This window comes from Nocardia vaccinii NBRC 15922 (genome assembly GCF_001613305.1).
GTDB lineage: Bacteria > Actinomycetota > Actinomycetes > Mycobacteriales > Mycobacteriaceae > Nocardia > Nocardia vaccinii.
In genome coordinates, this window is the sequence record NZ_BDCC01000021.1 from 1 (window position 1) to 14,123 (window position 14,123).

The window sequence follows — 14,123 nt, forward strand, 5'->3', positions numbered from 1 at the left end:
TGGTGCTGGCGTTGCTGAGCCTTTCGCTTCGCGGGCGATTTCCAGCGGGACGGAGACGCTTCGCCGCTGTGCGCGTCGGCCTTCGCCTCGCTCCGCTTCGGTCGGGTTTCGTGCTCGAAGGGGTGTCGTTGTGCGGCTGCGACTCGGGCTTCGGCCGTGGGCTTCGAGGGTCGTGCGAGGGCTGAACGACGAGCTCGCGCCGAAAACCTCGGCGCTGGCGTTGCTGAGCCTTTCGCTTCGCGGGCGACTCCCGGCGGTGCGGAGATGATTCGTCGCTGAGCGTGTCAGGAGGTGGTCGCGCTGGGTGATTGTGGGTCCGGGGGCGAACCAGGTGTCGGTTGTCGGCGGTACGGGGTGTGCGGTAGCTGCGTTCGGTGGTGGCGGCGGGGCGAACAGCGAGAAGGGCCGCGAATCAGGGGGCTTTCGCTCCTGATTCGCGGCCCTGGGATGTTTTCCCTTCTCGGGCACTCGGCTTGGTGCCTGCGGCCTCCGCTTCGCTCCGATTCGTGAATGGCCGGGGGCTGTGCCGACCAGGTTGCCCGGAGAATCAGGCGGTGGCCGCGTCGGAGGCGATGTCGTCGGCCAGGGGAGCGACGGCGCCGATGATCTGGGCGACGATGTCGTCCGGTACGCCCGCGGCCTTCAGGGAATCGGTCAGATGGCCCGCGACCAGGTTGAAGTGCTTCATCATGATGCCGCGGCCCTGGTGCACCTGCTTCATCGGCGCACCCGTGTAGGGGTCGGGGCCGCCGAGGGCGGCGGCGAAGAACTCGACCTGACGGCCCTTGAGCCGGGACATGTTCGTCCCGGTGAAGAAACCCTTCAGCTCGTCGTCGGCGAGCACTCGGACGTAGAAGTCCTCGACAACCGTCTCGAGCGCCTCGTGTCCGCCGATCTTCTCGTAGATGGGCGGCTCCGGTGTGGTGGTCTTGGATTTGAAGAGTGAGGGAATTCGCATGTTCCAAGGACATCAGCGAGCTGTTGCCGCTCGGTTAGTCCGCTGTCGCGGGCCGATTACCGTGCATGGCAGGCGAATTGCCGTGGGCTCACCAGTGCCGCCCCAAGGTTGTGAGGGCCCGATGCGACGGCCGATATCCGCTCGACACTATTACCGCACGGAAGTACCGTTCTGGCGTGCGTGTGCGACGGTCCGAGACAGCGGTGGATTCCGAATCCGATGGTTCCGGCGGCCGGCGGGCACGGTGGGGGAGCGGCGGTGCCGTGTTCGGGGCCGCCGCCTACATGCTGTGGGGATCGTTCCCGGCGTTCTTCGGCCTGCTGGAGTTCACCAACCCGGTCGAGATCCTGGTCGAGCGAATCCTGTGGACGCTGGTGGTGGTGTTGATCGTCCTGTTGGTGGCGGGGCGGATCCGCGAACTGCTCGCGATCGATCGGCGGACCTGGCAGCTCGCGGCGGTGGCCGCGCTGGCCATCGCGATCAACTGGGGTGTGTACGTGTACGGGGTGACCTCCGGGCACGTCGTCGAGTGCGCACTCGGCTACTTCATCAATCCGCTGGTGACCGTGCTGTTCGGGGTGGTGCTCTTTCGTGAGCGGCTGGTCTGGCCGCAGTGGATCGCCCTCGCGCTGGGCGTGCTGGCGGTGCTGGTACTGACCGTCGACTACGGCCGCCCGCCGGTGATCGCGCTCGTCCTGGCCTGCTCGTTCGCCACCTACGGCCTGGTCAAGAAGGTGATCCGGCTGGACCCGCTGCGCAGTGTCGCCGCGGAGGGACTGGTGTCCGCGCCGTTCGCGCTGGCGGGCGTGGTCGCGCTAGGCGTCACCGGACATGCGGCCTTCGGCCACGGCGTGGGGCATTCGGCCTTGCTCGTCGCGGCAGGTCCGGTCACCCTGATCCCGCTGCTGCTGTTCGCGCTCGCCGCCTCCCGGACGCCGCTGTCGACGATGGGAATCCTGCAATACCTCACTCCCGCACTGCAAATGGCCTGGGGCGTATTGGTCGGGCACGAGCCGATGCCCGCCTCGCGGTGGGCCGGATTCGGTCTGATCTGGCTGGCGCTGGTGGTCTTCACCGGCGACGCGCTGCGCAGACGTCGCGCGAACGGCAGTGCGGTGACGGTTGCCCCGGCCGCCGAGTCGTTGCGGCGGTCCGGTGATCGCGGCTAGGTTCGGTAATGACGATGCTCCCGTAGGCCGACTCGTACCGGTCCGGGGTCGGCGTCGTCACTCTGTAGGGGAGCGATCTTGTCCATACACTTCAACCACACCATCGTCGCCAGTCACGACCCCGCCGCGAGCGCCCGGTTCTGGGCCGACATGCTGGGGCTCGAGGTCGGTGCGCAGTATGGTCCGTTCATACCGGTCACGGTCGACAACGGGGTCACCTTCGACTTCGCCCAGGTTCCGTCCACGGTGACCGATATTCCGGTGGCGCACTACGCATTCCTGGTGTCCGAGGAGGACTTCGACGCGGGGTTCGCCAAAATCCAGGAGCGAGGCCTGCGGTATTGGGCCGATCCGCACGGGCAGCACGAGGGTGAGATCAACCATAACGACGGCGGCCGGGGTGTGTACTTCTTCGACCCCAGCGGCCATGCACTCGAACTCCTGACCGTCCCGTACGGCGGCTGGTCCGAATCGTAGGTGAGAGTTACCGCCGCACACCGTGATTCGGTTGCGGTACGGGCCGCGCCACCCCTCATCCGTGGTGCGGCCCGTACCGGGTCACGGAGTGCCCGCGGGCACCCGCCGGGCGAAGTCATTGGTGTAGGTCTTCGCCAGATCGATGCGGTCGTGCACCGGCCGCACATTGGCCGAGTACCTGCCGAGAATCTTCAGCACATTCTGTGCGCCTTCGGATTTCATCAGGCCGTCGCCGTTGAACATGCCGATCGAATCGCGGATGGACCGGACGTACAGATCCTTGCCGCCCGCGGCGTACTGCGGGGGCATCCTGGCCGCGATCTGTTCCGGGGTGTGCGCCTTGATCCAGCGCAGGGCCTCGACGAAGGCGTTGACCAGCTTCTGCACGATCTCCGGATGTGCCCGCACGGTGTCGCAGCGCATATACAGCGACGAGGCCGGATACAGCCCGCCCAACGCCGCCCGGGTACCGGCCTCGGTGCGCATGTCCAGCATGACCCGGGCGGTTCCGGCCTGCACCATCTGCGCGACCGTCGGATCGGTGGTCATGCCCGCATCGATGCCGCCGTGGTTCATTCCGGCGATGAACGTCTGTCCCGCACCGACTTTCACGCGGTCGTACTGTGACGTTCCGAGCCCGGCCTGTCCGGCCAGGGCCTGGGTGATGAAGTCGGTGGACGAGCCCAGTGACGTGATGCCCAGCTTCTTACCCGCGAAATCCCTGGGCGAGTTGATCTTTTCGCTCTGCGCCTTCGCGACGAGTTCGACCTCACCCGGAACGTCGGAGAGTTGTGCCACCGTGCGCAGGCACTGATCCTTGGACTGCAGGTCGATGGTGTGGTCGTAGAAGCCGACCACCGCTTGCACGTCCCCGGTCAGCAGCGTCGTCTCCGCGGTGGCGCCGGACTGCTGGTCGAGCAGTCGCACGTCGATGTCGTTGTCCGCGAAGTAGTTCAGCCGCTGAGCCAGCATCGCGGGCAGGTAGATCACCTTGTCGATGCCGCCGATCATGATGGTGATCTGCGGCCGCCCGTTCTTCGTGGGGATGACCCGCGAATCACGGCATCCGGTCACCAGCAGCAGCGAGCAGACGGCGAGCATCGCCACGGCGATGTGCTTGCGATATCTCATCTCTCACACCTCGCGCGCCGACTGCGCCTGCGACGGACGCCATTTCAGCAATCTGCCTTCGGCGAATCCGATCGCCCATTCCGCCACCAGTGCCACCACGGTGATGATGATCATGCCCGCATAGATGCCCGCGGCGTCGAAGGTGTTCTGCGCGTTGGAGATCAGCAGGCCGAGGCCTTTGCTCGCGCCCGCGTACTCACCGACCACCGCGCCGATCAGCGCGAAGCCGAAGGCGGTGTGCAGACTGGACAGAATCCAGGTGGTCGCGCTGGGCAGCACGATCCGATAGAGCACCTGCCGGCGGCTCGCGCCGAGAATGCGGGCGTTGTCGATGACGTTTCCGTCCACCTCGCGCGCGCCGGTGAAGGCGTTGAAGAACACCGCGAAGAAGGTCAGCACGACGACCGTGGCCACCTTCGACTCCAGCCCCAGCCCGAACCAGATGATGAACAGCGAGGCCAGCACGATGCGCGGAACGGCGTTGAGCGCCTTGATGAACGGCGAGGTGACCTCGGCCCAGTAGCGGCTGCGGCCCAGCAGCACACCCAGCACCACACCGGCGACCGCGCCGATCACGAACCCGACCACGGCCTCCTGGACGGTGGTCAGGATCTGCAGCCAGATCGACCCGAACTGCGTTCCGCTGCTGAACCATTCGACCAGCCGGCCCCAGATCAGCGACGGTTTGGAGTAGAAGAACGGATCGATCCACAGCGTCGCGGTCAGCTGCCACGCTCCCAGCCACAGCACGATGATCGCGACCCGCAGTCCCCACGTGCGCAGCCGGGACACCAGCGCGCGGCGGCGGGCGGCGGCGAGGATCTGCTCCTCGGACTCGGCCTCGAATTCCTCTGCTGGCAAGCCGGTTTCGGTGATATCAAGCGACACGGTCGGCTCCCTTCGCGCGGGCGGCCTCGACCTGATCGCGCAGCGTGCCCCAGATCTCGGTGTACAGGGTTCGGAAGGCGTCGGTCAGGCGGACCTCCTCGACATTGCGCGGGCGCTCGAGGTCGACCCGGTAATCACCACACACCGTCGCGGGGCTCGCGGTCATCACCACCACCCGATCGGCCAGTGCGATGGCCTCCTCCAGATCGTGGGTCACGAATACCACGGCGGCACCGGTTCCGGACCACACGCGCAGCAGTTCGTCCTGCATGAGTTGGCGGGTCTGCACGTCCAGGGCGCTGAACGGCTCGTCCATGAGGATGATCTCGGGATCGTTCACCAGGGTCTGGGCCAGCGCGACGCGTTTGCGCATCCCGCCGGAAAGCTGATGCGGATAGTACTTCTCGAATCCGGCCAGCCCGACCGTGCGGACCCATTGCGAAGCTCGTTCGCGCGCCTGCGATTTCGACGCGCCCCGCAGCCGCGGTCCGAACGCGACGTTGTCCAGCACCGTGCGCCACGGCAGCACCGCGTCCTGCTGGAACATGTACCCGATACCCTCGGGAATTCCGTCGACGTCCTTGCCGCGCACCAGGGTTCGCCCCGCCGAGGTGCGCTCGAGGCCGGACACCAGCGACAGCGTGGTCGACTTCCCGCAGCCGGTCGGTCCGACCACGGCGACGAACTCGCCCGGGTCCACGGTGAAGCGCAGATTTCGCACCGCCGTGTGGATACCACCGCCGGTTCCGGGAAAGCGCTTGGTTGCGCCCCGGAACTCGATGACAGGGTTGGTCATGGCCTACTCCTGAAACACTCTCGCCGCACCTCACGTGCGACCGCACGACCATAAGTGCTCTCGGTCACACCTCACCCGTTTGTGCGCACAAGCCGCGCAACCTGCAATTCCCGCATTGTGCTCGTTGTGCTCAGGGCTGCCGGTTCTACTCCGCCGTGTCTCACGATGAGGTCCGCGCTTATTCGCGGACGCCCGCGCCCCCTATCGGACTTCCGGCCGACGATCGATCAGGCGGATCGCGATGAGAGTCGGGACGGGAACAACTTCTGAGCGCGCCCGGCGAGGCTCAGCGAACCGCGTCCGACCCTTCGGCATCTGGCGCGGGATGTCCGCTTCGATGAACTCCGCACCCCCGGGGTCGGCGAGTTCGCCGTACGTGCCGTGCCGGGACCCTTCGCATGGCCGACGGCCGCGAACTTCTCGGTTCGAGAGCAGGCGTCGTAGTGGGGCCTGCTGCAACGTGGATGGGGCCGGGTGGCGGGCGGCTCGGGCCCGAACGCGGGTGGCGTCCGGCGGTGCGGCCGGAAGTTCGCTTATCTCGGTGCCGACGGAGATCGGCTCGTGCGGCCGGGGTGGGACCTGTGGGAAAGTTCGGGCGGCCGACGGGGCGGCTTGTTATCCGCGGGCGAACTGTAGGCCCGCCGGCTGCGGATCTTGTGCTCGTTTTGCGCACAGTGGTATGACATGGGCGATGTTCGTGTTCGGCCGCGGTGTGCGGTTGCGGACGCAGATCGTGTTACTGCAAGTGGTGCTCGTCGCGCTGACGCTCGGTATCGCGTTCGGCGTGTTCGCGTATGTGAGTGATCAGCGGTTGTCCGGAGAGTACGGGCAGCGGGCGCTGGCGATCGCGCGTACCGTGGCGGCGGACTCGGTGGTCCGGGACGAAGTGAGCAGTTACTCTGCGGCTACCGTGCCGAACGGCCCGGAGACGGACGGCGAGCTGGCCGGGGGCCGGCTCGAGCGGATCGCGGAACAGACCCGGACTCGAACCGGCGCGTTGTACGTGGTCGTCACCGACGACAAGGGGATCCGGTTGGCGCACCCCACCCGTGACCGGCTGGGTGAGATGGTGAGTACCGACCCGACGGCGGCATTGCACGGCGTCGAGGTGGTGATCCAGGAACGCGGCACGCTCGGTGAGTCGGTGCGTGCGAAAGTGCCTGTGCTGCAACCCGATGGGAACAAGGTCGTGGGGGAGGTGAGTGTCGGCATCTCCACCGCGGCCGTGCACGATCAGTTGCTGCGGGATCTGCGGCGCGCGGGCCTGCTCGCCGGTGTCGCGTTGTTCGCGGGCGTTATCGGGTCGGTGCTGCTGGCTCGGCGCTGGCACGAGCTGACCTTGGGTCTGCAACCGCCGGAACTCGCTGACTTGGTGCGCGAGCAGGCGGCGGTGCTGCACGGTATCGGCGAAGGTGTGGTCGCGGTCGATACCGGTTGGCGCACAACCGTTGTCAACGACGAGGCGCGACGGCTGCTCGGTATCGACGGTGCGCCCGGGGTGAGTGTGGACGAGATCGGGTTGACGCCACGGATCGTCGAGGTGTTCCGGGCGGCCCAGGCCCTTCCGGTGCCCGCGGCGGCCGGGGACCGGCTGCTCGTCGTCACCGCCCGCACCGTCAGCCGCGAGGGGCGGGCGCTGGGTGCGGTGCTGAGTGTGCGCGACCGCACCGATGTCGAATCGCTGACCAGGCAGCTCGATGCCGTGCGGTCGATGAGTACGGTGTTGCGGGCTCAGCGTCACGAATTCGCCAATCGCCTGCATCTGCTCAGCGGTCTGCTGCACGGTGGTCGTCCGGAGGAGGCGGCGCAGTACCTCGAGGAGCTGCTGGGCTCCGGACCGCTCGGCGCCGCGCTCCCGGGGATGGACGCCCTGCGCGACCCCTACCTGCAAGCGTTCCTGGCCGCCAAGGCCGCCCACGCTCGCGAGAGCGGTGTCGAACTGCGACTGGGCCCCAATACCTGGGTCGATGCGAATCTCGCTGTGCCAGTGGATGTCACGACGATTCTGGGCAATCTGCTCGATAACGCCATCGAGGCGGCCCGGGTGGGCGATGGAGTCGCGGTCGAATCCGCCGCAATGCGACCCACCGCGTCGCGGGCCGCGGTGGGCGTTCATCTCACCGAGACGTCCCCGGCCGAGCAGGTGAGTATCCCCGGGCCGGCAGCTGTGGACCGGACGATGCCGGACAGCGCCGGAACGGATCGCGCGGCCGGTTCGCCGCCCGCCGCGCCGCTGCAGGTGGAGGTCGAGCTCGTCCAGGAGGGGGCGACGCTGCACATCACCGTCGCCGACAGCGGGACCGGCGTTCCCGCGGAGATGGTGGATTCGATTTTCACCGAGGGTGTTTCGACTCGACCGGACAACGGGGCGCCCGGCGGGCGCGGCGTGGGGTTGGCGTTGTCGCGGCAGGTGGCGCGGGCGCTGGGCGGGGATATGGTGCTGGCGAGTCCGGTCGGCGGCGACGGCGCCCTGCCCGGCGCGGAATTCATCGCCCGATTGCCCGGGGTATTGGAGGAGACAGGCGGGCTATGAGTACGGAATTTCGGGTCCTGGTCGTCGACGACGATTTCCGGGTGGCCAATCTGCATGCCGGAATCGTCTCGGCGCTACCGGGTTTCACGGTCGGCGCCACCGTGCACAGTCTGGCGGCGGCGCGGTCGGCGATCGCGGCCTCGCAGTACGATCTGACGCTGATCGACGTGTATCTGCCCGACGGTTCCGGTATCGATCTGGTGCGTGAGATCTCTTGTGACGCAATGATGCTCACCGCCGCCGCCGAATCCGGCACGGTCCGCGCGGCGCTGTCCGCGGGCGTGCTGGCCTATCTGGTGAAACCCTTCGACCATGCGGCTCTGGCTGCGCGCCTGGCCGGATACGCGCGATACCGCAAGCTGCTGTCCGTGCCCGTGGTCACGCCCCGGGACATCGATATGGCCCTCGAGGCGCTGCGTCCCACCGGTCCGCCCGGCACCTCCTCTTCCGGAGCTTCGGCCGTTTCCCCCTCTCCGACAAAGGATCTGGTGCTGCGAGCAGTACGTGACGCACCGGAACCCCTGTCCGCGGCGGAGGTCTCGGCCGCGACCGGCGTCTCCCGCGCCACCGCCCAACGCTATCTGGCCACACTCGTGGGCGTCGGCGCACTGCGCATGCAGCTGCGATACGGCAGCACCGGCCGCCCGGAACAGGAGTACGTCGCGGTCGGCGGTTCCGGCGCGGGGAGATGACGGTGTGCGGTCACGCCGATACGGCGATCCCCAGGGTCAACGCGGCAAGGAATTTCGGCCCCGGCTGTTCGTAGAAGCAGTCGATGTCCTGGATCCGGAAACCGGCGCGCTCGATCGTGCCGCGGATGTCGCGGTTCAGGTGACATCCCCCGAACAGTGTGCGCTGCACCGGATCGAGGCGATGCTGCCAGGTCTGCACCGAGGTATCCGGCGCCAGGCCGTGCTCCACGAAATGCAATGTTCCGCCCGGCACCAGCACCCGGCGCAATTCCTGAAGTGCCGCAGCGACATCCGGAATCGTGCACATCGTCCATGTCGACAGTGCCGTATCGAAACTGTTGTCCGCGAAGGGCAGCGACTGGCCATCCAGTCCGGCCCGCTGCACCGGCACCGCCGCCGCGGCCAGCCGCTCGCGTGCGAGCCGCCACCCGAGATCGGCCGGTTCGACCGCACTCACCGATTCCACCGCCTCGGGATAGAACGGCACGTTGCGCCCGGACCCGAATCCGATCTCCACAACCCGCCCGCGCAGCCCCGCGACCGTCCGTTGACGAAGCGAGTCGTGCTGCGCCCGCCCGCACGCGATGTCGACGATTCGCGGCAGTACTTGTTCGCTGTAGATGCCCATACCCCGACTCTGCCACCACTCGGCCGGGTGTGAGCGCTCGTGTGCCGGATGGCTGCGCGGTCATGCCGGATCGTGGGTAGCGTGACCGGGGTGGAGATCCGGATCGATCACCTGACCAGCCCCGACGTGATAGAGCTGCTGTGTGGGCACCTTGCCGAGATGCGCAGCGTGACGTGCCGCGAGTAGAGCGTGCACGCCCTCGACATGGATGCCCGCGTCGTCCGGAGGTCACCGTCCGGTCCGCGCGCGAACATGGGCGGATCGTCCGAGACGCGATATCCGCCGACGCAGTCGGGCACGGTTGCCGGGCGGCGATCGCGTGGCATCGTGGATCGCGAGCGGTCCCCGGGGCCGAGGGAGAGGTGAGGGTGTGAGCCGGTTCGAGGTGTGGGCGCCGGAGGTGGAGCGGGTGCGGGTCGAGGTGGACGGGATGGTTCATCCGATGCGCGCCGATGCCGGGGGGTGGTGGTCGGCCGAGGTCGACGCCGGTCCGGGAGCGCGGTACGGCTTCCTGCTCGACCATGATCCGACGGTGTTGCCGGACCCGCGATCGCCGCGGCAGCCGGAGGGCGTGCACGGCCGGTCGGCCCGGCACACCCTCGAGCCGACGGGATGGACCGATTCCGGCTGGGCCGGAAGACAATTGGCCGGTGCGGTGTGCTACGAACTGCATATCGGGACGTTCACTCCGCAGGGCACGTTCGATGCGGCGATCGAGCGCCTCGATCACCTGGTCGCCCTGGGGGTGACGATGGTCGAGCTGATGCCGGTCAACGCCTTCAACGGGGTGTGGAACTGGGGATACGACGGTGTGCTCTGGTATGCGGTGCACGAACCGTACGGCGGCCCGGATGGGCTGCAACGTTTCGTGAACGCCTGCCACGGCGCGGGTCTGGCGGTCGCGCTGGATGTCGTCTACAACCACCTCGGACCTTCGGGCAACTACCTGCCCAGGTTCGGGCCCTATCTCGGCCGGGAATCGAACACCTGGGGGCAGCGCCTGAATCTGGATGGTCCCGAATCGGACGAGGTGCGCCGCTACATCATCGGCAATGCGCTGCGCTGGTTCGCCGAATTCCACATCGACGCACTGCGCTTGGACGCGGTGCATGCCCTCGTGGATCACCGGGCGATCGGCCTGCTGGAAGAACTGGCCGCCGAGACCGCCGCGTTGTCCGCCCGGTTGGGCCGACCGCTGACCCTGATCGCGGAGAGCGATCTGAACGATCCTCGCCTGATAACCCCCCGTGCGGCAGGCGGTTTCGGCTTGCATGGGCAGTGGAGCGATGATCTGCACCACGCCGTACACGCTGCGGTTTCGGGCGAAAGACAGGGGTACTACGCCGATTTCGGCTCGATGCGCTGTCTGGCGGACACCCTGCGAAACGGATTCTTTCACGCCGCAACCTATTCCAGCTTCCGCGGCAGAACCCACGGCCGCCCCTTGGACAGTCGCACTGTACCGGGCAGTGCCCTGCTGGGGTACACCTGCACCCACGACCAGATCGGCAATCGAGCCCTCGGCGACCGCCCGTCGGCCTATCTCACCGACGGTCAGCTCGCGGTGAAAGCGGCGCTGATCCTCACCTCGCCGTACACCCCGATGCTGTTCATGGGTGAGGAGTGGGGCGCTCGAACTCCGTTCCAGTTCTTCACCTCTCACCCCGAACCGGAGCTGGCGGCGGCGGTCGCGGAAGGCCGCAGAGCCGAATTCGCGGACCACGGCTGGCCCGCCATCGAAATTCCCGACCCGCAGGACCCGGCCACCTTCCACCGCTCGAAACTCGACTGGTCCGAGCTGGAAAGTCCCGCGAACGCCCGTCTGCTGAACTGCTACCGCGCACTACTGGCGCTGCGACGCACCCACCCCGGCCTGGCGGACCCCCGCCTCGATCAGCTCACCGTCGAACACGACGAGAGCGATCGATGGATCATCGTGCACCGCAACGAAATCCACCTCGCTTGTAACCTGTCCGAGCATCCGGTCGAGTTGCCGATCACCGGCGATCCGCTGCTGGTCTGGGATCCCATACGTAGAACCGGGTCACACACGACGCTCCCCGCGCACTCGTTCGCTCTCCTGACCGATACCGACAGCGCGCATCGCACTGGGCGTGATTCGGAATCCGCTCGCCGGTAGGCATGTCCGGACCGGAATGCTGTGGGGGCCGCCGGGGATCGCAACGGGATCCATCAGCTGTGCGGTGGCGAAACGCCGGTCGCGATAACGCGCACGGACGGTTGGCCGCTATCGGTGTGCTCCCGGTGGTACGCGCTGGCGCAGCCGGCCGGTGAGATATTCGAGCACCTCCGGCGCGATAGTGGTCCGGATCTGCCCGTACTCGTTCGGGCTGCCCGTGGTGGCAGGCGGTATGAGGTGGTTGAGCCATCGAAGACGTGCACATCCGCATCCGGGTCCGAGGCCAGGAGCGTGCGGGCGAGCGGGGCGTTCTGATCGACCGGTACCTGCAGATCCTTCGAGCCGAAGATCGCCGAAACGGGTATGCGCAGTGATTCCAGCGCCGCGGCCGGATCGTAGCCGAGGAACGAGGTGAAGTTCGTGTTGATGAACCGGTCCATCACGGACCCGGGCTGCCGTGGCTCCGGCGGGAGGGCGGCGTCGTGCTCGATCGCGTATTGCCGGGCCTGGTCCGGATCGCCGTTGAGCAGCAGCGTGGCGAGGGTGTCGACGAAGCCGATCTGCGCGGCGACCTCATCGGCGGATGCGTTGCGCACGGCCAGTAGCGCCCGGTTCTGTGCGAGCAGAACCTCCTTACCGGATGCCGCGGGACCGGCCACCATGATCACGAATGCGATCCGGTTCTCCGGCCGGGAGGCGACCAGGGGGGCGATGTAGCCGCCCTCGCCGTGGCCGAGCAAACCGATGCGCTACTGGGTGAACGTCCCGGTGATCACCGCCCGCGCGGGGTCGTAGCGGCCGTCGAAGGCGGGTGCACCGGGTAGCCCGGGGACGGTGAAGGCGACCTTCTCCGGCGAGGTGTGCACCTGTGCGAGCGGGTGCGCGAACAGGCTCTGGGTCGGGATCGAGAGGGTCGCGCTGTCGCCGTCGAGAGTGAGGCCCAGTGCCGGCGACTGCCCGGGGATCGCCAGCGTCCCGGTCCAGTCACCCGCAAGCGCGTCCTCGGTCGCCGCTGTCTCGGGCCGTCGGGACGGGGGCGCGCACGCTGCTGCCGCGATCAGCAAAATCAGCGCCAGGACCTGCAACGATCGCATAACTCAGGGTAACCGGCCGGACACACGGCCCCTACCGTGGATATGGTGGATATGTGAGCAATGACGCTTTCTCTTCCGGCCTCGCGGTGCTGCCCGACGGGGTGCACGGATCCGCCGCTGCCGGATTCGCACCGCTGGTGCGCGCCTTCGCGACCTTCGTAGGCGGCCGTCCCGGTGCGGGAGGCGGTCTGACCGTCATGCGGCACGGCGAACCTCTCGTGGATATCTGGACCGGGCAGGCGTCGCCCGGCACCGAGTGGTCGCGCGATACCGGCGCTATCGTCTTCTCGGCCACCAAAGGCGTCGCCGCAACGGTCGTGCACCGGCTCGCCGATCGTGGCCTGTTGGATTACGACGCGCCCGTCGCGGAATACTGGCCGGATTTCGGCGTCGCCGGTAAAGAGCGAATTACGGTGCGCCGCTTGCTGTCCCATCGCGCCGGGCTCTCCTCGCTGCCGTCGATAGCCGTCGGGATCGACGATGTGCTCGATCATGAGTTGATGGAGCAGCGGCTGGCGGCGGCCTCGCCCGACCGGCTGCTGGGCGTCCCGGCGTATCACGCGCTCACCTTCGGCTGGCTGGTGGCCGGACTGGCCCGCGCGATCACCGGCCGCCGCATGGCCGAACTGTTCCGCACCGAGGTCGCCGAACCGCTCGGCGTCGACGGCATCCATCTGGGCCGGCCTCCGCAAGGTTCGACAACAACCGTTGCGGCACTGCGTGGTTCGCTGTTATCAGGAGTTCGCGCACCGCTCGGCGCACTGTTCCTCGGCCACGCGCACGGGATTCCGGGCAGCCTCGGCGCGGCCACGCGATCACTGTTCCTGCCGGGTGTGGAGACCATTCTCGAGGGCGAGGATCCGCTGATCCTCGGCACCGAGATGGGCGCGGGCAACGGGGTGTGCACGGCGCCCGCGCTGGCCACGCTGTACGGTGCGCTCGGCGACGGCATGATCGACGGCCGCAGGTATCTGTCCGCGCGCACGGTCCGCGCTCTGCGCGAGGTGCAGACGTACCGCTTGGACCGCACCCTGTTCTACCTGCCGATGATGTGGCATCTGGGCTACCACTCCATGCCGACCACCGGCTCCCGCACCGGCTTCGGCCACATCGGCCTGGGCGGTTCGTTCGGCTGGACCGATCCCCAGCAGGGCCTGTCCGTCGGTTTCGTGCACAACCGGCTGCACATGAGCCGCTTCGCCTGGGACCAGATCGCCTCCACCTGGATCCTTCCCCTGGTCGTCCAGGGCGCCCGTGCGGTCCCGCGACTCCGCGAGGTCCGCGAATCCCGCGGAGCCGCATAGCACTTCGCCTCCCCGCGACCTCGGCTGCGAGCACCGGCATGTCACTGTCATGGTAATCCTTTCGGCGGCAAGCTCTTTCACGAGCGGGTAGATCCTTTCCCGGTAACTGCGCTCGCGTCATCGGCTGGATCTCCGGTCATCCCGAGTAGTCACCTCTCTCTGTGCCGGCCCCGGGTGTGGTCGCGAGCGGTGAGAGCCGTGGGGGTTCCACTGTGACTGTCGTCTCATACTGAGACGCCTGCGATCTGGATCACGCGGTGTGATGAGTCGGACCTCGTCCCCGTAGTCGGCAATCCGGCTGACTCTGATCCAG

The 14,123-nt window shown here is 67.6% G+C and carries 13 protein-coding genes; 6 read left to right on the forward strand and 7 right to left on the reverse strand.

Going from position 1 to position 14,123, the window contains the following annotated elements; all coding sequences use genetic code 11:
• Positions 1-547 precede the first annotated feature (547 nt).
• On the reverse strand, positions 548-958 hold the full coding sequence (locus tag NV1_RS16840; protein ID WP_067892290.1) for a group I truncated hemoglobin: 411 nt from the start codon (positions 956-958) through the stop codon (positions 548-550).
• 203 nt (positions 959-1,161) lie between these two features.
• Here NV1_RS16840 and rarD point away from each other — a divergent pair, with 203 nt between their 5' ends.
• Positions 1,162-2,127 carry an EamA family transporter RarD gene (gene rarD, locus NV1_RS16845; protein WP_067892405.1) on the forward strand — a complete coding sequence of 322 codons (966 nt, stop codon included), beginning with the start codon at positions 1,162-1,164 and terminating at the stop codon, positions 2,125-2,127.
• 78 nt (positions 2,128-2,205) lie between these two features.
• Positions 2,206-2,604 (forward strand): VOC family protein, encoded by a 399-nt coding sequence (locus NV1_RS16850; RefSeq protein ID WP_067892293.1) that lies wholly within the window; start codon positions 2,206-2,208, stop codon positions 2,602-2,604.
• Between the two features lie 81 nt (positions 2,605-2,685).
• On the opposite strand, the gene NV1_RS16855 is transcribed toward NV1_RS16850, so the two are convergent.
• Genes NV1_RS16855 through NV1_RS16865 form a run of 3 tightly spaced genes read right to left on the reverse strand, consistent with a single transcriptional unit; the run spans position 2,686 to position 5,419 of the window.
• Positions 2,686-3,735 (reverse strand): ABC transporter substrate-binding protein, encoded by a 1,050-nt coding sequence (locus tag NV1_RS16855; protein ID WP_067892295.1) that lies wholly within the window; start codon positions 3,733-3,735, stop codon positions 2,686-2,688.
• 3 nt (positions 3,736-3,738) lie between these two features.
• Positions 3,739-4,623, reverse strand: a complete 885-nt coding sequence (locus tag NV1_RS16860; protein WP_157117055.1) for an ABC transporter permease — start codon at positions 4,621-4,623, stop codon at positions 3,739-3,741.
• Positions 4,613-5,419, reverse strand: coding sequence for an ABC transporter ATP-binding protein (locus NV1_RS16865; RefSeq protein WP_067892298.1), 807 nt, complete (start codon positions 5,417-5,419; stop codon positions 4,613-4,615). Before NV1_RS16865 ends, NV1_RS16860 begins: the two co-directional genes overlap by 11 nt.
• Before the next feature lie 691 nt (positions 5,420-6,110).
• Here NV1_RS16865 and NV1_RS16870 point away from each other — a divergent pair.
• Both NV1_RS16870 and NV1_RS16875 read left to right on the forward strand, forming a co-directional pair.
• Positions 6,111-7,952, forward strand: coding sequence for an ATP-binding protein (locus tag NV1_RS16870; protein ID WP_174557454.1), 1,842 nt, complete (start codon positions 6,111-6,113; stop codon positions 7,950-7,952).
• Complete coding sequence (locus NV1_RS16875) at positions 7,949-8,644, forward strand: response regulator (protein WP_067892302.1); 696 nt, start codon at positions 7,949-7,951, stop codon at positions 8,642-8,644. Before NV1_RS16870 ends, NV1_RS16875 begins: the two co-directional genes overlap by 4 nt.
• 10 nt (positions 8,645-8,654) lie before the next feature.
• Here NV1_RS16875 and NV1_RS16880 read toward each other — a convergent pair whose 3' ends face one another.
• Positions 8,655-9,272, reverse strand: a complete 618-nt coding sequence (locus NV1_RS16880; RefSeq protein WP_067892304.1) for a class I SAM-dependent methyltransferase — start codon at positions 9,270-9,272, stop codon at positions 8,655-8,657.
• A 370-nt stretch (positions 9,273-9,642) separates the two neighbouring features.
• Between NV1_RS16880 and treZ the strand changes: the two genes are divergently transcribed.
• A complete protein-coding gene (gene treZ / locus NV1_RS16885) occupies positions 9,643-11,412 on the forward strand; it encodes a malto-oligosyltrehalose trehalohydrolase (RefSeq protein ID WP_157117057.1) in 1,770 nt (589 codons plus the stop codon).
• A gap of 53 nt (positions 11,413-11,465) precedes the next feature.
• Here the strand turns inward: treZ and NV1_RS16890 are convergent, their stop codons facing one another.
• On the reverse strand, positions 11,466-12,152 hold the full coding sequence (locus NV1_RS16890; RefSeq protein WP_067892306.1) for an alpha/beta fold hydrolase: 687 nt from the start codon (positions 12,150-12,152) through the stop codon (positions 11,466-11,468).
• Positions 12,153-12,161: 9 nt separating this feature from the next.
• Complete coding sequence (locus tag NV1_RS16895; RefSeq protein ID WP_067892308.1) at positions 12,162-12,506, reverse strand: hypothetical protein; 345 nt, start codon at positions 12,504-12,506, stop codon at positions 12,162-12,164.
• 53 nt (positions 12,507-12,559) lie between these two features.
• Here NV1_RS16895 and NV1_RS16900 point away from each other — a divergent pair, with 53 nt between their 5' ends.
• Positions 12,560-13,810, forward strand: a complete 1,251-nt coding sequence (locus tag NV1_RS16900; RefSeq protein ID WP_084525467.1) for a serine hydrolase domain-containing protein — start codon at positions 12,560-12,562, stop codon at positions 13,808-13,810.
• Positions 13,811-14,123: the final 313 nt, after the last annotated feature.